The organism is Bacillus sp. FSL W8-0848 (assembly GCF_038007805.1).
In the GTDB taxonomy this organism is placed as follows: domain Bacteria; phylum Bacillota; class Bacilli; order Bacillales; family Bacillaceae; genus Bacillus; species Bacillus glycinifermentans.
Genome location: NZ_JBBOYB010000001.1, coordinates 1,019,944 through 1,039,811 on the forward strand (window position 1 = coordinate 1,019,944; position 19,868 = coordinate 1,039,811).

At 45.4% G+C, this 19,868-nt stretch carries 32 protein-coding genes and 2 pseudogenes; 28 read left to right on the forward strand and 6 right to left on the reverse strand.

Features of this window, described 5'->3' with window-relative positions:
- Positions 1-13 precede the first annotated feature (13 nt).
- The 6 genes and pseudogenes from NSQ39_RS05430 to NSQ39_RS05455 all read left to right on the forward strand — a co-directional run.
- Positions 14-331: a hypothetical protein gene (locus NSQ39_RS05430; RefSeq protein WP_268365884.1), complete on the forward strand. Its 318-nt coding sequence runs from the start codon at positions 14-16 to the stop codon at positions 329-331.
- Positions 328-510, forward strand: a complete 183-nt coding sequence (locus NSQ39_RS05435; RefSeq protein ID WP_341014383.1) for an XkdX family protein — start codon at positions 328-330, stop codon at positions 508-510. The genes NSQ39_RS05430 and NSQ39_RS05435 overlap by 4 nt, the downstream gene beginning before the upstream one ends.
- 61 nt (positions 511-571) lie before the next feature.
- Positions 572-841, forward strand: a complete 270-nt coding sequence (locus NSQ39_RS05440) for a hemolysin XhlA family protein (RefSeq protein WP_341014384.1) — start codon at positions 572-574, stop codon at positions 839-841.
- Positions 842-858: 17 nt separating this feature from the next.
- Positions 859-1,122, forward strand: a complete 264-nt coding sequence (locus NSQ39_RS05445; RefSeq protein WP_216899085.1) for a phage holin — start codon at positions 859-861, stop codon at positions 1,120-1,122.
- 137 nt (positions 1,123-1,259) lie between these two features.
- Positions 1,260-1,889: pseudogene (locus NSQ39_RS05450) on the forward strand (peptidoglycan recognition protein family protein); the annotation flags it as partial.
- Positions 1,890-1,961: 72 nt separating this feature from the next.
- Positions 1,962-2,255: pseudogene (locus NSQ39_RS05455) on the forward strand (peptidoglycan-binding domain-containing protein); the annotation flags it as partial.
- A 34-nt stretch (positions 2,256-2,289) separates the two neighbouring features.
- Here the strand turns inward: NSQ39_RS05455 and NSQ39_RS05460 are convergent.
- Positions 2,290-2,706 (reverse strand): immunity 70 family protein, encoded by a 417-nt coding sequence (locus NSQ39_RS05460; protein ID WP_048355050.1) that lies wholly within the window; start codon positions 2,704-2,706, stop codon positions 2,290-2,292.
- Positions 2,707-2,717: 11 nt separating this feature from the next.
- Positions 2,718-4,367, reverse strand: a complete 1,650-nt coding sequence (locus tag NSQ39_RS05465; RefSeq protein WP_341014385.1) for a ribonuclease YeeF family protein — start codon at positions 4,365-4,367, stop codon at positions 2,718-2,720.
- A gap of 191 nt (positions 4,368-4,558) precedes the next feature.
- Here NSQ39_RS05465 and NSQ39_RS05470 point away from each other — a divergent pair, with 191 nt between their 5' ends.
- Complete coding sequence (locus NSQ39_RS05470; protein ID WP_268372376.1) at positions 4,559-4,702, forward strand: hypothetical protein; 144 nt, start codon at positions 4,559-4,561, stop codon at positions 4,700-4,702.
- 251 nt (positions 4,703-4,953) lie between these two features.
- Positions 4,954-5,184 (forward strand): DNA-binding protein, encoded by a 231-nt coding sequence (locus NSQ39_RS05475; RefSeq protein WP_268372378.1) that lies wholly within the window; start codon positions 4,954-4,956, stop codon positions 5,182-5,184.
- Positions 5,185-5,207: 23 nt separating this feature from the next.
- Here NSQ39_RS05475 and NSQ39_RS05480 read toward each other — a convergent pair whose 3' ends face one another.
- Complete coding sequence (locus tag NSQ39_RS05480; protein ID WP_341016872.1) at positions 5,208-5,528, reverse strand: YolD-like family protein; 321 nt, start codon at positions 5,526-5,528, stop codon at positions 5,208-5,210.
- A gap of 147 nt (positions 5,529-5,675) precedes the next feature.
- Entirely contained in the window at positions 5,676-6,359 is a 684-nt protein-coding gene (locus NSQ39_RS05485; RefSeq protein WP_341014386.1) for a hypothetical protein, read from the reverse strand.
- Positions 6,360-6,681: 322 nt separating this feature from the next.
- On the opposite strand from NSQ39_RS05485, the gene NSQ39_RS05490 reads away from it, so the two are divergent.
- Positions 6,682-7,311 carry a poly-gamma-glutamate hydrolase family protein gene (locus NSQ39_RS05490; protein ID WP_175076323.1) on the forward strand — a complete coding sequence of 210 codons (630 nt, stop codon included), beginning with the start codon at positions 6,682-6,684 and terminating at the stop codon, positions 7,309-7,311.
- 2 nt (positions 7,312-7,313) lie between these two features.
- Here NSQ39_RS05490 and NSQ39_RS05495 read toward each other — a convergent pair whose 3' ends face one another.
- Both NSQ39_RS05495 and xre read right to left on the reverse strand, forming a co-directional pair.
- Complete coding sequence (locus NSQ39_RS05495) at positions 7,314-7,934, reverse strand: ImmA/IrrE family metallo-endopeptidase (protein WP_419761774.1); 621 nt, start codon at positions 7,932-7,934, stop codon at positions 7,314-7,316.
- Between the two features lie 212 nt (positions 7,935-8,146).
- Positions 8,147-8,500, reverse strand: a complete 354-nt coding sequence (xre, locus tag NSQ39_RS05500) for an HTH-type transcriptional regulator Xre (RefSeq protein ID WP_046131145.1) — start codon at positions 8,498-8,500, stop codon at positions 8,147-8,149.
- A 174-nt stretch (positions 8,501-8,674) separates the two neighbouring features.
- On the opposite strand from xre, the gene NSQ39_RS05505 reads away from it, so the two are divergent.
- From NSQ39_RS05505 to NSQ39_RS05590, 19 genes are all read left to right on the forward strand, one after another.
- Entirely contained in the window at positions 8,675-8,911 is a 237-nt protein-coding gene (locus NSQ39_RS05505) for a helix-turn-helix transcriptional regulator (RefSeq protein ID WP_175076321.1), read from the forward strand.
- Positions 8,912-8,927: 16 nt separating this feature from the next.
- Positions 8,928-9,071, forward strand: a complete 144-nt coding sequence (locus NSQ39_RS05510) for a hypothetical protein (protein ID WP_164918146.1) — start codon at positions 8,928-8,930, stop codon at positions 9,069-9,071.
- The gene (locus tag NSQ39_RS05515) at positions 9,068-9,238 is read left to right on the forward strand and encodes a hypothetical protein (RefSeq protein WP_175076320.1); all 171 of its coding nucleotides are present in this window, start codon (positions 9,068-9,070) and stop codon (positions 9,236-9,238) included. Before NSQ39_RS05510 ends, NSQ39_RS05515 begins: the two co-directional genes overlap by 4 nt.
- Complete coding sequence (locus NSQ39_RS05520) at positions 9,235-10,074, forward strand: phage portal protein (RefSeq protein WP_175076319.1); 840 nt, start codon at positions 9,235-9,237, stop codon at positions 10,072-10,074. The genes NSQ39_RS05515 and NSQ39_RS05520 overlap by 4 nt, the downstream gene beginning before the upstream one ends.
- On the forward strand, positions 9,974-10,774 hold the full coding sequence (locus NSQ39_RS05525; protein ID WP_216899182.1) for an ATP-binding protein: 801 nt from the start codon (positions 9,974-9,976) through the stop codon (positions 10,772-10,774). The genes NSQ39_RS05520 and NSQ39_RS05525 overlap by 101 nt, the downstream gene beginning before the upstream one ends.
- On the forward strand, positions 10,774-10,944 hold the full coding sequence (locus NSQ39_RS05530) for a hypothetical protein (protein ID WP_175076317.1): 171 nt from the start codon (positions 10,774-10,776) through the stop codon (positions 10,942-10,944). The genes NSQ39_RS05525 and NSQ39_RS05530 overlap by 1 nt, the downstream gene beginning before the upstream one ends.
- A 100-nt stretch (positions 10,945-11,044) precedes the next feature.
- Positions 11,045-11,386: a hypothetical protein gene (locus NSQ39_RS05535; protein WP_175076316.1), complete on the forward strand. Its 342-nt coding sequence runs from the start codon at positions 11,045-11,047 to the stop codon at positions 11,384-11,386.
- Complete coding sequence (locus NSQ39_RS05540) at positions 11,377-11,586, forward strand: XtrA/YqaO family protein (protein WP_175076315.1); 210 nt, start codon at positions 11,377-11,379, stop codon at positions 11,584-11,586. Before NSQ39_RS05535 ends, NSQ39_RS05540 begins: the two co-directional genes overlap by 10 nt.
- Before the next feature lie 116 nt (positions 11,587-11,702).
- Positions 11,703-12,206 (forward strand): sigma-70 family RNA polymerase sigma factor, encoded by a 504-nt coding sequence (locus NSQ39_RS05545; protein ID WP_175076314.1) that lies wholly within the window; start codon positions 11,703-11,705, stop codon positions 12,204-12,206.
- 540 nt (positions 12,207-12,746) lie between these two features.
- Complete coding sequence (locus NSQ39_RS05550; RefSeq protein ID WP_048356346.1) at positions 12,747-13,094, forward strand: hypothetical protein; 348 nt, start codon at positions 12,747-12,749, stop codon at positions 13,092-13,094.
- A 296-nt stretch (positions 13,095-13,390) separates the two neighbouring features.
- Positions 13,391-14,221, forward strand: a complete 831-nt coding sequence (locus NSQ39_RS05555; RefSeq protein WP_175076333.1) for a glycerophosphodiester phosphodiesterase family protein — start codon at positions 13,391-13,393, stop codon at positions 14,219-14,221.
- 52 nt (positions 14,222-14,273) lie between these two features.
- On the forward strand, positions 14,274-14,543 hold the full coding sequence (locus NSQ39_RS05560) for a hemolysin XhlA family protein (RefSeq protein ID WP_046131139.1): 270 nt from the start codon (positions 14,274-14,276) through the stop codon (positions 14,541-14,543).
- 14 nt (positions 14,544-14,557) lie between these two features.
- Positions 14,558-14,869: a phage holin gene (locus NSQ39_RS05565; RefSeq protein ID WP_175076313.1), complete on the forward strand. Its 312-nt coding sequence runs from the start codon at positions 14,558-14,560 to the stop codon at positions 14,867-14,869.
- The gene (locus NSQ39_RS23050; RefSeq protein ID WP_445662406.1) at positions 14,862-15,110 is read left to right on the forward strand and encodes an N-acetylmuramoyl-L-alanine amidase; all 249 of its coding nucleotides are present in this window, start codon (positions 14,862-14,864) and stop codon (positions 15,108-15,110) included. Before NSQ39_RS05565 ends, NSQ39_RS23050 begins: the two co-directional genes overlap by 8 nt.
- Positions 15,085-15,921 carry a peptidoglycan recognition protein family protein gene (locus tag NSQ39_RS05570; RefSeq protein ID WP_419761773.1) on the forward strand — a complete coding sequence of 279 codons (837 nt, stop codon included), beginning with the start codon at positions 15,085-15,087 and terminating at the stop codon, positions 15,919-15,921. The genes NSQ39_RS23050 and NSQ39_RS05570 overlap by 26 nt, the downstream gene beginning before the upstream one ends.
- A 280-nt stretch (positions 15,922-16,201) precedes the next feature.
- Positions 16,202-16,879 (forward strand): GntR family transcriptional regulator, encoded by a 678-nt coding sequence (locus tag NSQ39_RS05575; RefSeq protein ID WP_046131136.1) that lies wholly within the window; start codon positions 16,202-16,204, stop codon positions 16,877-16,879.
- 24 nt (positions 16,880-16,903) lie between these two features.
- Positions 16,904-17,920: a zinc-binding alcohol dehydrogenase family protein gene (locus NSQ39_RS05580; protein WP_046131135.1), complete on the forward strand. Its 1,017-nt coding sequence runs from the start codon at positions 16,904-16,906 to the stop codon at positions 17,918-17,920.
- Between the two features lie 15 nt (positions 17,921-17,935).
- A complete protein-coding gene (gene uxuA / locus NSQ39_RS05585; RefSeq protein WP_046131134.1) occupies positions 17,936-19,033 on the forward strand; it encodes a mannonate dehydratase in 1,098 nt (365 codons plus the stop codon).
- The gene (locus NSQ39_RS05590) at positions 19,009-19,857 is read left to right on the forward strand and encodes an SDR family oxidoreductase (RefSeq protein WP_046131133.1); all 849 of its coding nucleotides are present in this window, start codon (positions 19,009-19,011) and stop codon (positions 19,855-19,857) included. The genes uxuA and NSQ39_RS05590 overlap by 25 nt, the downstream gene beginning before the upstream one ends.
- The last annotated feature ends 11 nt before the right edge of the window (positions 19,858-19,868 follow it).

Sequence of the window (19,868 nt, forward strand, 5' to 3'; positions counted from 1 at the left end):
AGGAGGGACTATCATGCACGTTCTTTTTTATGATGAGAATTTTAAATATGCCGGAGAAGATGATATCGAATTAAACATCGAAGAAGGGGAAGAGTTGCCGCCAAATTGTACAACGGCTTTAATCCCTGCCGGATTATACGATCCGAAATATGATCCCGAAAAAGACAAGTGGTTCGAATCAGCTACCAAAGAATATATAGAAAGTGTAACGCCGCCCGCGCCGGAGCCGAACCCTACCGATCTGCTAAAAAAACAGAATGCTTTACTTTCCTTACAAATAGCGAAACTACAGGCAGATGTTTCAGCACTGAAAGGCGGCGGGGCTTCATGAAGTATCCAACTTTCTCAGATATAAAACAGTTTTATGATTGGGGGTGTTACACAGATGAAGAAATGCGAGAATACGTAAAAATTAACTGGATCACTACGGCCGAATATGAAGAAATAACAGGCCGGCTCTATGATAAGCCGCCTGTCAGTGTGGATTTAGGCACGGCCAACACCCTATAGGGTGTTTTTATTTTGCCTCGAAGGAGGTGAAAAAGATGTGAGAACAGGAGGATTATGGGACATGCCACAAGCGAATGAATATGATGTTTTGCAAAAGGAAATTGCAGAGATCAAAACAGAACAAAAAACACAAGATCAACGGATCAGCACCTTAGAGAGAACGTCTGACCGTCACGATCAGCAGATTATTTCTATCAATGAAAAACTCAACAAAATTGAAGAAAACACAACATGGATCAAGCGCAGCATTACGGGTGCGATCATCACGGCGGTTAGCACCGGCATCATCAGCGGTGCCATCGCCGTTTTTTACAATCTATTGCAAAAATAAGGAGGAAACAACACATTATGAAAAACTTTGACAAAGGCACGGTGGTTCGCACGGTGCTTCTTTTTATTGCATTGGTTAACCAAACTTTGATCATGTTCGGAAAGGCGGCCTTACCGATCGACGAGGATCAAGTCAATACGTTGGCAGACGCTTTGTATTTGGCGGGCTCCACGGTGTTTACCATCGTCACGGCTCTTGTCTCTTGGTATAAAAACAACTATGTGACAAGCAAAGGGAAGCTGCAAAAAGAGGTCTTGAAAGATAAAGGATTGACGAAATGAGGTTGCCGGCTGACAGCCTTTTTTTTATTTAAAACAAAATAGGAGTGGTTCAGATGGTTAAAGTTGTGAAGAATTATGTGAAAGTCAATCAGTATACCCGGCCAGGGCTGAAGTTGGCGGGAGTGAAAGGGATTGTTATGCACTATACGGCGACGCCGGGCGCTTCTGCATTGAATGAGAGGGATTACTTCAATGGCACATGTATAGCCATTAAACGCAAAGCTTCAGCTCATTATTTTGTGGACCGTAAAGAAGCGCAACTGATTATTCCTGAAAATGAAGTCGCATACCATGCACATGACGGGAACCGCTGCTTTGTGAGCTTCCTAAAGCCGAATGCCAACACGACGGCAATCGGTGTTGAAATGTGCGTTGAAAAAGACGGCAAGATTCACAGCGAAACCGTTCAAAATGCTGCTGAATTGGTTGCCGATCTGTGCAAGCGTTACGGCCTTTCTACAGACAGAATTGTCCGGCATTACGATGTGACAAACAAAAACTGTCCGGCGCCTTGGGTGAGCGATTCCAGCCAGCTTACAGCTTTTCGGAAAAAAGTCGCCGCCTTGCTTGGGAATAAAACTGTGTCAAACACGACGGCACCCACCAGCCAGTCGAGCAAATCAACAGGGACCATCCTCAAAAAGGGATCGTCAGGTTCCAAAGTAAAAGAGCTGCAAAAACGTTTGGTTGCTGCGGGCTTCTCATTGCTGAAATACGGGGCGGATGGTTCTTACGGGGATGAAACGGTACAAGCTGTCAAATCCCTTCAAAAGAAGGCTGGAATTGCGGTTGATGGAATTTACGGACCAGCAACAGAAAAAGCCCTAGCATCTATTGAAGCGAAAAAGAAAAAGTCATCATCAAGCGGTAAAAAATCATCCTACACGCTGCCGTCCGGCATCTATAAGGTCAAAAGCCCACTGATGAAAGGAACGGCCGTCCGGCAGATTCAGGAGGCTTTAGCTGCCCTCTATTTCTATCCAGACAAAGGGGCAAAGAATAACGGCATAGATGGCTATTACGGACCGAAGACAGCGAATGCGGTCAAACGGTTCCAGCTGATGCATGGGCTGTCTGCTGATGGTATTTACGGTCCTAAAACGAAAGCAAAAATTGAAGCTCTATTAAAATAATAAAGAAGGCCCTCTGTTAAGAGGGCTTTTGTTGTTATACATTTTGAATAGTCATATCGCATTTATCTTCCTCTGAAGCATCCATTGCTCTGTATAATACTTCAAAAAAAGTTTTGCCGTCGCTTGTTGCGAAATAATTAGATAAATCTGTTACTTGAGGACTTATATTGTTTCCCCAAGGAGGATTTTTTGATAAGTCTTCAATATCCCATATAACGCTTTCAGGTGGGAGTTTTGAAAGCTTTGCTTCAATTTCTTTTAAATTCTCTCGCGCTGCCGGAACATCGCTCCATTTTAGCTTATCATGGTATAAATCATTCATTAGCAAAGGGTATTTTGTTCCCCAACCATCTTTCTCTAAATGATATGAAATGGTCGAAAAAAATGAATGAACAAAGTCGCCGTGTCCAGCTTCATAAAAGAAACAGTCAACCATAAAACCTACTGCCATATCAGTCACCTCTAATCCATCTTAAATATTATTTCAGCTTTATTATCTGTTTTTTCATCTATTTTTCTCTTAACATCTCTTAAAATTTCTCTTGATACTTGTTGCCCACGTACATCTATTATAACAGTTTGTTTTGTTCCTTCTGGCAAGTCTTTTAATCTCTTATTAAATTGGTTTGATACAATTCGCACCAGGTTGCTTCTGCCTGATGAAGTGGTCAATTTATAATTTTTAACCTCAATACTGTGCCCTGTATTGTAAAAATCAGGACGGGAGCTGTCCTTTGTTCCGTGTTTTACTTCGATTCGGTCTTTGAAAGATACTTGATCTTTGTATCCAGGATAATCTTTTCCCACATCGACTTCTGATTGACGCCAAGAAGGTCTTTTGGAACCCGTCGGCTTTTTAACATTTAACTTGGTGTTAACTCCACGCAAACCAAATGCCCCAATCATGGATAGAGCTCGGTTAAAGCTATCTTGGCGCTGCTCATCCGAAATCTTATTCCCGAACATATCCCGGCCGGTGATTGTTTCGCTGAACCCGTTGGCCGCGGCTAGACCGTATAGACCCTTTTCAGAGTTTTTCAAAGCCTGGAATGTTTTCGGCGTTCTATAGGCAGCCAGGGCTTTATCAACTGTTGTGACCGCCTTCTCGGCTTTGTACATGCTGTATGCGCCTTTGATCCCTTTAGCACCTTTCCCGAACCACCCGACAACCGGGATGTATCCGGCGGCACCCATCGCTCCCGCAGCAACCCGTTGCCCATATGTCAGCTTCTCACCTGTGACGGGGTCGACTCCTTCAGAAGCTCTCTTGTAATCATAATAACCAGTGATTTCGCCCACAAATGTGCTGCCGGCATCAAGCATTTTTTCATACCATGGCCGGTTTGCAAGCTCTTCCTGTTTCCTGGCAAGTTCCTCTTGCTCCTTGGCAATTCGCCGAGCTTCGGCCTGATCTTTTTTAAACTGGATATAGTTTTCAGCATTTTTATGTACGTCGTCTTTCAGTTGATAGGCTTCGCTGGCCCGGTAAGCTTTGGCATCATAGTGAATCGGGGAAGCACTTTTCCCTTTGCCAGTTGCACCGATTAGAGCGGTATAGTCAGCGGTAACCATCTGCTGGTTGATTTCAGATGCGGCGTATTCCTCTTTGAGAGCGGCGTCCAGATCATCGACAGCTTTGATTGTGTCTTTGCGCTCATCATTCGCGGAGTTCAAATGTTGTTTAAACGTGTCAGTTGAAAAGACTTCTAAAGGCAGTATATCATGTATGTCCTGCAAAATGGCCTTCATGTCTTTTTTCTGCTGCGAAACCATTGCCTTAGAATTTTTATAAGCATTGGCAAGCTGGTTCTCAAGAAACACCATGTCGACAAACGTGTCTCCGGAAAGGTTGGCATCTTCTGCAGCTGCAGAAACGGCGTTGAGAAACTGAATCTGCATATCAATTAGATCGACCCAGTCGTCTACGATACCTGCCTGATCCCTGTAAAAAGCTTTGATGTTGTCCGCGCCTTTTCCCTCTAAGTCATCGCCCAAATCAGCCATCCCTTGAAACGCCTTTTTCAGGTTGACAAACTGCTCTCTGGTGCTTTGGTATTCCTTGGACCGTTTCTCCATAGCGGCTATTAAAGTTTTTGACTCATAGAATTTCATTCATCAAACCCTTCCTAAGTCTTAGTCAGTAATGAGTTTACCACTATACGGAAAATGATTGGTGAATAAATCCTGTTCATCCATGAAAATGAATCTTTTGATATAGATAAATTTAACTATTTGTTGAGCGAAACCTATTGACCATTGTAAATAGATTTGGTATAATTAATGTATAGAAAGGAGGTGCTGAAGTGGACGAGGTAAGAAACTGGATTCTTGCTACTGCTGGAGCGATGACCATAGTCAAACATATATACGACATATGGCAAAACGAAAGCAAAAAAAGAGGCAAGAAAAAGAAGAAGCGCTCCCGCCGGACAAGCAAGAAGCGCTAAAACATAATGGGTGACAAGGGGAGAAATCCCCTTGCTCTTCAATAGTATATCACGTCCACGAATTATGAAACAATATTTTAAGCATTACAGTACATTAGACATGACGACTATGATCATCCTAATAGCAGGTATTGTCGTAATCGACTTTGAAAAAGCCGATACTCTTGGCAAGATTACCAGCATCATTTTATACCTGGCTGTAATCGTCACACTACTAAAAGGATTTATTTTGATTTGGAGCGAGAAGAAACATGACAGAAAACGAAAAAATTAAATTTATCCAGGAAGAGGTTTTGACAGCAGCGGAAGCAGGGGAGCTGCTTGGCATTACACGACAGCGATTAAGCGCCCTGGTGACTTCCGCTAAACTTAAACCCGTAAAGAAGGTAGGCACGGTGAGTTTGTTCCTTTTGAGTCATGTGGAAGAATTGAAAAAAGAATTAGAGGCCGGCCGGAAAAAATACCGGCCGTATGATGAGTAGGGCCCTTCTTTCGTCGAGAGGGCCTATTTTATTTCCACGCCGACGACATCTTCAAATTTAATGAGGTTGGTGTCTCCTTTTGAATCCACGACGTGAAAAACCTTGCGTATCTGATTTATGTAATGAATATGGCCCTCTATTTGAACGATCTCCCCGGTGTCTGCTCCATTCAAAAACGGCAGCGGTTTAAATACTGAAAACTGGACTGTAGAATTGAATTCCATCGCCTCGCATATGACCCGTTCCATGTCTTCTATTTGAGCCATGTCGAGCACCGGCCTTTTCACTCTGTTATGGTTGCTTTCTAACTCTCGAAGCAAACAGACATGCTCCGGTAGCATCATAGCTGTCCATTTAATCGTTCCCCGATCTCTCAAGTTGTCATTCATGGTGTCATCTCCTTGAGATGATTACATAGGAACATTTGTTCTGTTCTCAACAAGAAAAATAACCCATTAAAAGTAAAGCCCTCTCCGAAGAGAAGGGCTTATTTAAAGGTCAATTTTTATTTCTTTACCATAAACAATAAAGTCCTTTTTAGAGTTATCTCGTTTTAAAACATCATCAGCTTTTAGCCTAACGCTCTTCACATCCTTTTTTACAGGCACCCAAACCATATTGTCATCCATTTTAGAATTTGACATCATATCTATTGAAGATGGATTAGGAATGCCAAAACTTAAATTAAAATCTAAATCCATTTGCCGACCATCACTCGTTACAGCTGTTTGAAATCCACTCCATGAAATTTCATCATTTCCGGTGTTTTCAGTTTTATAAAGAATTTGAGCATATGTAAATTCCTTTGGTTCACCACCAAAATTTTCTTTTAACTCTGCTTTAAAAGCGTCAGAAAGATTTGTGACAGTAATCACCTTGGCATTGAGAAAATTCACCTTTAGATCACCAATGATCAGTTTTTTATTGCTGATATCTTTCATGGCATTTAATGTGACTGTCCCGGTATTAGGGTCGTATAAACTGTCACCAACTTTATTTAATGTCTTTTTGCTACTCTCTTCTTGAGTGTTGTTATTGGAATTATCGTTTTCACTCTCTGTGGCTTTTGTATCTTTTTCTTGCTCTTTTGAATTTGCATTTGTTGAATTGCCTCCACATGCTGAAAGTGCAAAGCATAAAAGAAGAGCAAAAAATAAGACCCCATATTTTTTCATGATAATAAACCCCCTCTTGTTTTAAACGAACACTTTACATTTTAAAACAAAAGAGGGGGAATTTCTATATGCTTAAATTTTAGAGGAGTTGCGTCTGTCCACTTGTCTAATATGCCCCCAATCTTCCCCCAAATGTATGTGGGATAATACATTATTCTACAAAGCAAAATCTAATTGAATGATGCTATAATTGTTGATATATCAGGGGTTTAGGCGATTTTGTCCCGACATTTTAAAAACCAATAATATTATAATTTACAATCATCAAAACTCCCGATAAACTACATGAAAAAAGGCAATCAGGAAAGGGAAAAACAAAGAAATGAACAGGGCTTCCGCTGATCGATACGCAAATTTCAAGGAATTGTCACAAAATGAAACCGAAGGGGTTGATTACAGTGTTTTTGCACGCACTGCGGGGAAAGGCCTGCTTGTGATGTCTCCTCACGGCGGCGGCATTGAGCCTGGAATCAGCGAAATTGTACGGGCTTTTGCTGATCGCGCTTCCGTATATTTGTTTGAGGGAATCAAACCGCGCGGGAACAAGGATCTGCATGTGACAAGCGCCTGCTTTGATGATCCGCTTGCCGTCAAGATGGCTGCGGATCATCAATACGTGCTGGCTTTTCACGGCTATTTTGACCCGTCACATTGCCATACATTAGTCGGGGGGACGGACCGAAAACGCGCGGCGATCTTCGTCAATGCGCTGAGAAGGCACGGCTTTTCAGCGGAATTGCAGGAAAGAGGCGCCCGTTTTTCGGGAACATCCCCGGAAAGCATCAACAACCGGTGCAGAACAGGGCTGAGCGTGCAGTTTGAAATCAGCACAGCCCAGCGGAAGGCGATGTTCGGCCGCTTCAGCTTAAAGGGAAGAGACGGTTCACAAAACGACGTTTTCCATCAATATATAAAAGCAGTCAAAGAAGGGGCCGCGGCTGCCTATGGCTGAGCTTAGTTTTTCAGCAGATACGGTGTCCGCTTTTCGGCGGCGATGCACGTTTTTGCGTTTTTTCCAAAAGGGTAAGGGCGTCGGGCGCTTTTTCGATAGCGCGTGAATTCGTCTTCCTCATCATGAAGGTCAATCATCCGGTCTTCAGAAGGATCTGCTTTACGAAGGCTGGCCGTCCATGCTTGGTGAAACTGGATTCCGATCTGCCTTTTTTCAAATAGTTCGACTCGTTTGGCGGCAAACTCTTCCGTTACATTAAAGAGCTCGGCGATCATGTTTGCCGCGTGGCAGCGAAGCTCGGGAAAATCCAGTTTCAGAAGCATGAAAGTCGGAACGCAAAAGTGATACATGAATTGATTCGCTTGAAATTCCTGCAGCTCTCTGAACATTTTGTTCATGTTCAACTGATTTCCGGCATGCTTTAATACGTGGCACAGCTCGTGGGCAAAGTCTTCCCACTGCTTTTCTTTGGAGAGCCTGCTGTTGAGTATGATGCTGTACATGCCGTCATGCTTGATCATCATGCTGTTCACGTCTTCATAGTGCACCCAAATATTAAGGTATGAGGCGATGCGGCTCATATCAATGTGATAAGGCTCCGTAAAACCAAACTTTAGATACATATTTTTTATGTATTCTTCTAGATGTGACAAATAAAATTTCAATACGAGACACCCTTTCGAACAAGTGTTCTGTTTTTCGGCAAAGAAAAGCCCACTGAGGGCTCTGTACGCCTATACAAAAATATAAACGATGAGCACCCATTTAGGCAAATCCTTCCTTTTTTTGTTGTTTTATCGCACTCATCAGTTATTTTTTGATGGAAATTCCCCATTTATCCGTTTTGTTTTTCCCCGGGCTTCCGCTTCTTCTCTTTTTCCTTCAAATATTGGATAAACTCGATCGCCTGCTGCCTGCTTTCAGGAGAAAACTCTTTCATGTCCCGGTAAGCAATTTGAAGATCTGGATCGTCAAACGTATCTTTAAGAGAGCGGTCATGCTCCGCTCCGGTCAATAAATAGTCTATTGTCACTTTATAGTAATCAGCCAGTTTTTTCAAGGTTTCATAGTCCGGCTCGCTTCTTCCGTTTTCATAATGGGAATAGCGCGCCCTTGAAACGCCGATCTGTTTCGCCACTTCTTCCTGTGTCCGTTTTCCTCTCAAATGTTTCAGTCTGCCGCCTAACATACAATGACCTCTCTTCCCTCAATTCGGCATTATGATTTTATTATAGATACAAAATGTATCGAAATAAACATATGATAAAAAAAGTATCAAAAAAGTATTGATGATAAGAACTGTATCGTTTATAATCGTAGTCAAACAGATACGAATTGTATCAGGGAACAGGGGGTGAAGCCTTTGCGGAAACGTTTAATAGAAGAGCGCCTCAAGCGGAGGCTGACGCAGAAGCAGGTTGCCGAACGGCTGAATACTTCCGAAATTTACGTCCGCAAAATCGAAAGGGGCGCGTGCAACCTCGGCAGGAACACGATGCTGAAGTTTGAAACGCTCTATTCCGTATCAGACCGCGAGCTGTTTCCTGATCTTTTTCAGATAGATTTTGATAAAATTCGTATCGTTAATAAATCGATCTAAGAGGGAGGCGCCAGGGATGAACATCGAACATCCAATGATTACCGAGATACGGGCATACGGCTATCTGAAAGAGTCAGTGCGAAAAGCATATCCGAAAGGACCATTTTGGACAAGCGTTTTTATTTCAGGAGGCCCTGACGGAAGGAGGGAGACCGGATGAAGAGGATCTTGATTCCATACAGCGGGAATCGTTTCGATCAATGGAGGCTCGGTGAAGCGGGAGGCTCCATTGCATTTACGAAGGAGGGAATGCCCGTATTTCAATTCGAAAATAAAGGTCAATATGAGCGGTATGTCAAGCTTAAACGACAGGAGGAAGCCAAATGACCGGGCATCATAGCAGTGAAGGGAGCTATCCATTTTCGATTTATTCGGGCCTTTTGACTCCGGGACATTTTGAAAAGATCGGACATGCGGTTTGGCTGTTTTTATGGTGCATCAGCTCAACGACGCGGGAGGTTGAACGGGATGGAGTGACATGGGGAATCGTTCTCGGACATAAGCCGCTGAAAGCGGCAGAGCTCGGGCTCGTTTTCAGCGTGAACGAAAAAACGGTCAGAAGATGGCTTTCCCTTCTTGAGAAAAATGGCTACATATCGGTAAGGAGAGCGCCTTACGGCTTCATTCTGTCCGTCAAACATTCGAAAAAATTTCTTCATCAGCGAAGGGCCGGACGTGTCCGTTCAGAAGCGGAAGAACGGGCAAATGAGTCCGCCGGTTCGGACAGGCCCGTCCGCTTGAATAGAGATATGACACAGATCAGCACAAATAATACTACAGACCCTGTTGAGGCGATAGTCGAACGTTTTGCCGCCCTCAGGTCGGCCCAGGAAGGACGCCTTGTCCACCCTTCGCCGAAGGATTATCAGGCCATCGCCCGGATTGTCGCCCGCGGCGTGCCGCTGCCGCAAACAATCAAATGGCTTGAACGGTGCTTCATCGAGTATGAAAGCCGGCGAAGAAGCAGGCGGGAGACGATCAAGGTCTTCGGTTATTGCGAGAAATACATCATGGACCGCATCACAGCCATGGAAACGAGTGTGGAAACAAGGAGGGAACACATTGGCAAGGCGAACGATCGACGACGTTTTGAAAGAGCTGAAAAACAAGAGCCGTTTATCACAAGCGGACAAACCGGACGAATCCGCTCTAAACGCGTTTGACTGTCCAAGGTGCAAAGATGAACTCGGATTTATCGAACGGCGCGGGGACATGGAAGTATGGGTGGCCTGCGCCTGCCTGGAATGGAGGAGGGCGCAAAGGCTTTTAAAATCGAGCGAGATTACGGAGGAATTTAAAAAGCTTAGCTTTGAAAACTTTCGGACAGCAGGCAAGCATCAATCTGTAAAAGACGCATACGAATGCGCCCTTGAATACGTACAAGCCTATCCGGACATTTGCGAGAGCCGCAGAAACAGCATCTCGCTTTTAGGGAACCCGGGATCAGGAAAAACGCATCTGCTTACGGCGGCGGCCAACGACCTGATGCGGAGGCTTCACGTTCCGGTTCTTTATTTTCCATTTGTCGAGGGCTTCAACGATTTAAAGCGGGATTTTGCGGTGCTTGAAGATAAACTGAACCGGATGAAACAGATCGAGGTTCTGTTTCTCGATGACCTGTTTAAGCCTGCAGGCGGAAAGCCGAGGGCCACCGAATGGCAGATCGAGCAAACGTATTCGATCGTGAATTACCGGTATTTGAACCACAAACCGATCCTGCTTTCAAGCGAGCTTGATGCCGAAGAGATCGTCCGCATTGACGAAGCGCTTGGAACGAGGCTCCTTGAAATGTGCCGGGACTTTCTCGTCGTCCTGAAAGGGAACTCTTTTGAAATCAATCATAGACTGGAGGGAATGGTCTAATGTGCCGTTTGTGCAAAGGGCGGAATTCCGTTCATCAGGACATCGGCTGGGGAGCGTCCTATAGAGCTTGCCCGCATTGCCGAACACAAAGCGGCGATTTAACCGAGTCGATCAAAAAGCTTGAAGCGCTGATCGCAAAAATGAAAACAAGGGTGAAGCAAGGTGCTTGAATGTTTGAAAGCCTTGATTCTGATCGTGCTGACGTCTGCGAAAAGAGACGTGCAAATCAGAAGATGGCATGAAGAAGACGGAAAGTGAGGAAGGAAACGCGTGAAAAAATCTTCGGCGTACAGTCCATTGCCGTGGCGCGTCGTCAAAACGGATAAGGATGTATATATTTATTCCGCATACAGTGAAGCCGAGAAAAAACGGTTTCCCTATTCAAATGGAAGATTAATCGCAACGGTCAGCGATTATACGGCTTTTTCACAAAAGAAAAACGCTCAACTAATCGCTGCTGCGCCGGAACTCCTGACTGCGGCAAAGCTGGCACTCGCCTATTTCAATAAAAAGGAGCCGGCCGGTCCCGGCGCAATTGAAAACAAATTGGCGCACGTTTTACAAAAGGTGATCGCCAAAGCGGAAGATCATGAAGAGGAGGAATGCAATTGAAACAGCCGACACTACTAAAAGCAATTCATGAAACAACTGTCGGAAGCCGGATTGAAGAAGGCAAAGTGACGGTGATCGTGCTTGACGGCGTAAAAGGCACGGCATGGCAGACCGAGGCGCCTGAACACGGAAAAACCGTGATCGAAACGAGAAAAGGGGACCTTGCAAGAGTCGAGTTTGAAATCGGCTATAAGTTTTAGTGAAAACATCATAAGTCCAAGACGGAAAGCCTGCGGACACTGATCAGAGTATGCACGGAAAGAGCGTGCAGCTGATTGGTGTCCTTTTTTATTTCAAAAAACGGAGGATAACAACAATGGAAGATTTGCTTTTTGAATACAAAAGGACATTAAAAACAACAAAAGCATTATACCGGCCTCTTCAGGGCGAAGAGGGACTGACGGATGAGCAGATGAAAGATAAAAAGCTGATCAGAAGCATGATCACCGATTTGGAATATGTCGTCGACTGGCTTGAACACGGAAGAGAACCGGGAATCAGGCGGTCCATCGACAGACGGGATTCCTACAAACGGATGCTGATCAAAGATCCGCAAATCATCGACACGTTTTCTAAGGGAATCCGTTTTGAGCCAGCCCATGAGGTGCCGGCAGCCGACAAAGCCCGGATCGAGGCGGCTCTATCCGTCCTGACGGCCCGGGAAAAAGAAATTTTTATTTTGCATAAGGTTGAACGCTTTTCCTATGAACGGATTGCAGCTTTGCTCGGCATCAAAAAATCAACCGTACAGACAAACGTGAAGCGTGCGCAAACGAAAATGAAAAAACAGATCAAACATTCTGCCGATTGTCCGGCGTGAAAAAATGATCATGCTTTTGTCATACGTTTGCCACCTATAGGTGAAGAGAGAAAATCGCGCCAATCAGCTTCGACGAAAAACAAACTAGTGATTGGTAAAGAGACGAATTGATAGAGGGGCGGCGTCCTGTGGTGCCAAGAACGAAGGACAGACAATATGAAGATTTATTTCAATTCGGTCATCAGCCGAAAACCCGGGGTTTCCAACAAAAAGGTCACGCATGGAAAATTCGCGGCCGCCGGTGGGACAAGCTCTATTCAGTAAGAAGGGCTGAACAAGCGTCAGACACTGTTTTGTAAAATGTTCAATACCGACCCAGAGCCACCGCAAAAGGCGGTTATTCACCAGTCTGCACCCAAGTACTGTGCGGATTAAGAGTCGTTCGTTCCTTATCTGCCTGTCAAAATTGCCGGTCTTTCCGACCCTTGAGGAAAAGAACAACCTGTGTTGGTGATTTTGATGTTTCGGAGAAGCTGAAAGAAACATGTTAATTGAGGCCGATTTTCTTACTTTACATCCAACTAAAAGGAGAAATGTATTATGCCTTGCTCAGATGAATATGCTAATTATGTTTTAAAGATTTGTACAGATGCTGATTCCTACTCACCAAAAGCAACTTCTATCGACGTTGTTGCAAAATACGGGGGCGGTAGTATTGCGAACTTTAAGTATACGCTTTCGGCTGAAGTTTGGAATAAAGATTACTGGGAATCTCGTAAGTTGCTATCAGGAACTTTTAAAAAACAGACACCGACAAGAGTGTTTAAAATTTCACAACTTAAATTGAAGAAAGGAAAAAATAGTGTTCGTATTAAAGGGTATTTTCACGATACCGTTAATGGAGGCAATTTCCAAGTGAAAACACCTGCTTTTATTGTTAAACGATAAGTTTAAATCCCTAACACCCTCGGCTTAAGCTGAGGGTGTTTTTTTATCATTTAATTTAGAAGAAGCACTAATAAACGAAAACCCGGAGGAAAAATATACGGTCTTTTGCCGTGACAGACCATTGAAGCTGAAGAAATCAAAGTGCCGATGACCAACCGTTTCGTCGATAAAAGGGGAGTGCCAAAACCGGTAACGGCAATTCAAAAGATGCGCAACCAGTGCTTTTAGGTTTATGTAAGAGTATTTTTTAAAAGGGAATTTTGATATTGGTGGAAAAGTATGATATTTTTAACGTTATGAAAAAGTTAACCTACCCACTCATCATCGGACTATTCATTTTAATAAGCGGCTGTTCTACTGCTGAGACTTCAACAAAATCAGCACCAAGCGACAGCTACCATCCTTTCATGATCGCCCACAGGGGAGCTTCGGCATTAGAACCGGAACATACGCTGTTATCCTATGAACGCGCAGTCAAAGATAAAGCGGATTACATCGAGATCGATCTCAGGCAAACGAAAGACGGAAAGCTTGTTGCCATGCATGATAAGGATGTTGCCAGAACGACAAACGGAAAGGGGAAAGTTCAGGATTTAAAGCTGTCTCAGCTTAAAAAGCTTAACGCCGGCAAGGGGCAGAAAATACTAACCATCGAAGAAATCATCAAAACATTCGGGAAGTCAACAAATTATTACATTGAAACGAGAGAAGGCGAAAATGGGCACTTGGTCATGGAGAAGCAGCTTGTTAATATACTGGAAAAATATGATTTGATTTCTGAAAACAAAGCTGTTGTGGAATCCTTTAGCGAACAAAGCTTGCAGAAAATCCGGTCAATCAATAAAAACATTCCATTGACCCGTCTCCTTCGCGATGACGAAGTCAGCCGTTTAACGCCTGATTCGTTAAGAAAAATGAAAACGTACGCTTCCGCAGCCGGACCGAATGCCAAATTGGTCAACGAAGCCGTTGTCAACATGTTTCATAAGGAAAACATGCAGATTCATGTATTTTTTGATGCGGAGAATGAAAACAGCTTAACAAAGAAAATGCTTCAATTAAAAGTCGATGGATTGTTTACCAATAATCCAGCTTATACTCATAAACAATTAGATCCGTCTATATAGACGGATCTTTATTTTGCCTCGTTCCTTAGGAGGTGGACAGGAGGAATGCAGCATGCCGCAAACGCCGGAATTAGACGTTTTTCAAAAAGAGATGACAGAGCTGAAAGCCGATCACAAAACGCTCGAACAGCGCGTGACCACGCTGGAAAGGTCGTCTGAACGCCACGATCAGCAGATTATCTCGATTAACGAAAAGCTCAACAAGATTGAAGAAAATACAACATGGATTAAGCGCAGCATTACGGGCGCGATCATCACGGCGGTCAGCACCGGCATCATCAGCGGAGCCATCGCCGTTTTTTATAACCTTTTGCAGAAATAGGAGGAAAACGCAATATGAAAAACTTTGATAAAGGCACAGTGGTTCGCACGGTGCTTCTTTTGATTGCATTGGCAAACCAAACGTTGATCATGATCGGTAAAACGGCTTTGCCGATCAGCGAGGAACAGGTCAACACATTGGCAGATGCCTTCTATTTGGCGGGTTCCATGGTGTTTACAATCGTCACTTCACTTGTCGCCTGGTATAAAAACAACTATGTCACTGACAAAGGAAAGCTGCAAAAAGAGGTGCTGCAGCAAAAAAGGGTTGGTGAAATAGACTGCCCGCTGGGCGGCCTTTTCATTGGGAGTGGTTTAATTGGTTAAGGTTGTGAAAAACTTTGTGAAAGTCAATCAGCACACCCGGCCTGGGCTTAAATTGTCGGGAGTGAAAGGCGTCGTGATGCACTGGACGGCAACTCCCGGGGCATCCGCGCTAAATGAGCGGAATTACTTCAACGGCGCTTGCATTGCCGCGGAACGCTACGCCTCGGCCCATTATTTCGTCGACCGAAACGAAGTGCAGCAGATCATTCCGGAGAATGAAAGTCGCTTACCATGCGCATGACGGGAACCGCTGCTATGTGAGCTTTCTTAAGCCGAATGCCAACACGACGGCAATCGGCGTCGAAATGTGTGTCGAAAAAAACGGCAACATTCATGGCGACACCGTTCAGAATGCTGCCGAACTGGTCGCGGATGTATGCAAGCGCTACGGGCTTTCGACTGACAACATCGTGCGCCACTATGATGTGACGAACAAAAACTGTCCGGCGCCATGGGTAAGCGATTCAAGCAAGCTTGCGGCATTCAGAAAAAAAGTCGAGAGCCTTCTGGGGAATCAAACGGTAGCGAAAACAACGGCGGCAACGAGCCAATCAAGCAAATCGACAGGGACGATTCTGAAAAAAGGCTCATCAGGCTCAAGCGTAAAGACGCTGCAAAAACGGCTGATTGCCGCGGGCTTCCCTTTGCCGAAGTACGGTGCCGACGGCTCTTACGGAAATGAAACCGTACAGGCGGTGACGTCTCTTCAAAAGCAAGCAGGGATCACAGCTGACGGCATTTACGGCTCTTCCACCGAAAAAGCGCTGGCGGCTATTGAAAAGAAAACAAGCAAAACATCTTACCCGCTGCCGTCGGGCATCTATAAAGTCAAACGCCCGCTGATGAAAGGGACGGCCGTCCGCCACATCCAAGAAGCGCTGGCGGCTCTTTATTTTTATCCGGACAAGGGAGCCAAAAATAACGGGATCGACGGATTTTACGGCCCGAAAACGGCGGATGCGGTGAAACGGTTTCAGTTGATGAATGGATTGGGGGCTGACGGTATTTATGGCCCGAAAACAAAGGCAAAACTTGAATTATTATTAAAATAAAAAAGTTCTCTTTCATGAGAGTCCTGCGGGGTTCCAACTGCTCCTGGATGAATTCCGGGAGCTTTTCTATAAATAAACATGATAAAACAGCCATCATTAACGGAACGTTCAAAATTCAATTCATTTTTACCGAAAAAAATAAGCATTGTGCCGGTCACCCTCCAACTCAATTCATTCTTAAATGTACATATAAAATTCGGTTTTTATTTTAGAATTTTCAAAAAACAACTACCACACTACCATGCATGTATGGTAGCATATGGGGGAAGGGAGGTGCATCATGAATATCACTCAGTCAAGCATACGATCTGCAAGGGATCAGGTTTATTATTGGCTTAAGGAAGATATTATGAAGTTTCGGCTGATTCCGGGGACGCACATTTCGGAAAAAGAAATTTCCGGGAAGTATGAAGTCAGCAGAACGCCGGTCAGGGAAGCTTTTCTTCAGCTTGCAAAAGAGGGGCTGCTTGAAATCTATCCCCAAAAAGGAACGCGAGTATCGTTAATTGACCTCGATCTCGTGGAGGAAGCGAGATTTATGAGGGAAAACCTTGAAAAGGCGGTTGCCGAATTAGCGTGCCGGGATTTCCCGGAGCAAACGATGATCGAGCTTGAGCAAAATGTAAAGATGCAGGAGATGTCGATCGATCAGAAAAATTATGAGAGCCTGTTTGATTTGGATGAAGCATTTCACAACTTGATTTTTGAAGGATGCCGCAAAGCGAATATTTGGTCAGCGATCCAGCAAATGAACGTTCCGTTTCGGAGAATCCGGTTTTTAAGACTTGCTGCAGATTTTAACTGGGACACGATTTATGAGCAGCATGCGGCCCTCATCGAAGCAATCAAAGCGCATCAGCCGTCAGAAGCCCGCCGAATTGCCGAAGAGCATTTAAAGCTTGTTATTGTGGATAAGGAAATGCTGATCGAAGAATTTCCCGGTTATTTCAAAAAGTAAGCGCTTTAAAAAGGAGTGACGAGCGTGAGAGCCGCGGTAATGACAAAGCCTTTTTCGATTGTGTTTCAAGACGTTCCATGCCCTGAACCGGCCGCCCATGAAGTCCTTGTCAAGGTGAAGGCGGCCGGTATTTGCGGGAGCGACGTACATTTTTACGATGGTTCGAATCCTTTCGGCCGGTATCCGCAAATCTTCGGACACGAGCTGTCTGGCGTCATTGAAAAAACGGGAACAGCGGTAAAAGAACGGGCGCCGGGGGAGCGGGTTGCGATCGAGCCGGCCATTTCATGCGGCAGCTGCTACCCTTGCCGAAAAGGAAGGACGAATGCCTGTGTAAACATCGATATGATCGGCTCGGTGCGAAAAGGAGGGTTCGCTGATTTTATCGCCGTCCCTGAAACCCATGTTCACCCGATTCCGGATGATATGGATTTTGCCACAGGCGCCTTGTGCGAGCCGTTTGCTATCGGGGCGCAGGCGATCAAGCGAGCAGACGTTCAAGACGGCGAGACCATTGTCATCTTGGGATTGGGGCCGATCGGGTTAACGATATTGGCTCAGATCAAGAAGCGGTTTCAGGCGGACGTTATCGCCGTCGATCCCGTGCGTAAAAGGCTGAAGCTTGCCGAATCATTCGGCGCAGACGCCGCCATTCAGCCGGCTGACGTAAATGCGGAAGAAGAGATATTGAAGCTGACGAATGGAGAAGGAGCCGGAATCGTCATCGAAGCGGCGGGAGTTCCTGCGACAATCGAACAGTCGATCCTGTTGGCGGCAGCGGGAGGGAAAATTGTGATCGTCGGCTTAACAGGGGAACCTGTCACGATTCCCGGGCTCCTTTTGACGAAGAAAGATATCGATATTCATGGTACAAGGCACAGCATCGGTCAATTTCCGGAGGTCATTCGGTTTTTGCATGAGAATTCAAAGATCGCTGAATCTTTCATTACCGACGTCATGCCGTTTACAGAAATCGAAGCGGCGCTGAGAAAAGCGAAAAACTGTCCGGACCAGGTGACAAAAATGATACTATCCTATTGAACTGGGGGATCTGTGATGAAAATGGTTTTCAGATGGTATGGAGAAGGCAATGATACCGTTACCCTCGAGCAAATCAGGCAAATTCCCGGTGTTGAAGGAATCGTATGGGCGCTTCATCATCTGCCTGCAGGCGAAGAATGGCCGCTGGAAGACATTGTGGAGGTCAAGCGGATTTGCGAGAAGCACGGGTTTCACATCGATGTTGTTGAAAGCGTTAACATTCACGAGGATATAAAGCTTGGACTGCCATCAAGAGACCTTTACATTGAAAGATACAAGCGTACAATTGAAAACCTGGCCAAGGCGGGCGTCAAAGTAATCTGCTATAATTTTATGCCCGTTTTTGACTGGCTCCGCACCGATTTGTACAAAGAAGCGGAAGACGGTTCGACCGCTTTGTTTTACGAACACGCAAAAGTCGACCAAATCGACCCTTTTGAAATCGTCGATAAAATCGCAAATAACGTGGAATTTACGATGCCGGGCTGGGAGCCTGAGCGCCTTGAGCATCTGACAAAGCTTTTTGAAGCATATCAAAACGTAACAGAAGACGATTTGTGGAATCATCTTCACTATTTCTTGGAGCAAATTATACCTACCGCCGCACGCTGCGGGATCAAAATGGCGATTCATCCGGATGATCCGCCGTGGCCGATTTTCGGGCTTCCGCGCATCATCACCTCTGAAGAAAGCATCGGCCGGGTGCTCAGGCTTGTGGACCATCCAAGCAACGGCGTCACCCTTTGCAGCGGCTCCTTAGGCGCCAATCCGAAAAACGACATGATCCGAATCATCAAAACGCATCCAGATCGGATTCCGTTTGCACATATCCGCAATGTGAAAGTTTATGATAATCAAGATTTTATCGAAACGTCGCACAGGACGGAGGACGGCTCTGTAGATATTTGCGGGATCGTCAAAGCCTATCATGAAACCGGCTTTTCCGGATATGTACGCCCCGATCACGGCCGCCACATCTGGAATGAAGCATGCAGGCCTGGATACGGGCTGTATGACAGGGCGCTTGGGATCATGTATTTATGGGGAATTTGGGATTCGCTGGAAAAAGAAAAACGGGGGGCTTCACAATGCTTGAAATCCATCAACAGTTAAAGGGGAAAACGGCGGTTATTACCGGCGGGAGCGGAGTGCTATGCGGCGCAATGGCGCGGGAGCTCGGCCGCCAGGGCATGAAGGTGGCCATATTGAACCGGAATGCTGAAAACGGGGAGCTTGTCGCCGCAGACATTCAGAAAGCCGGAGGCGAGGCGATCGCGGTCGAATGCGATGTCCTCGACCAAAAAAGCGTCGAACGGGCAGAGCGTCTCGTAGCACAACGTTTTGGCGGCTGCGACCTCTTGATCAACGGAGCCGGAGGCAACCATCCAAACGGCACGACATCGAATGAAACCCTGCATCCCGACCACCTCTTGAATGAAAATATCACAACGCTATTTGACCTGCACACAGCCGATGTTCGTTCTGTTTTCAATTTGAACTTTCTCGGATCTTTCATTCCAACCCAGATATTTACGAAAAAGATGCTGAACAGAAAAGGGGCATCAGTGATCAATATATCCTCAATGAGCGCAAAAGTCCCGATGACGAAAGTTCCCGCATACAGCGCCGCAAAAGCCGGCATCGAAAATTTTACGAAATGGCTTGCCGTCTACCTGGCTGAAACGGGCATCCGCGTCAACGCGATTGCGCCGGGCTTTTTTTTGACAAAGCAAAACGAGCGGCTCCTTCTCGATCAAAACGGCGGATTGACGGAGAGAGCGGAAAGCATCATTTCACATACTCCGATGAAACGGTTTGGCCGGCCCGAGGATTTATTGGGAACGTTGCTGTGGCTGGCGGATGAGGAGATGTCGGGCTTTGTCACCGGCATTACGGTACCTGTGGACGGCGGGTTTTTGGCCTACTCGGGCGTATAGGAGGGTGAACC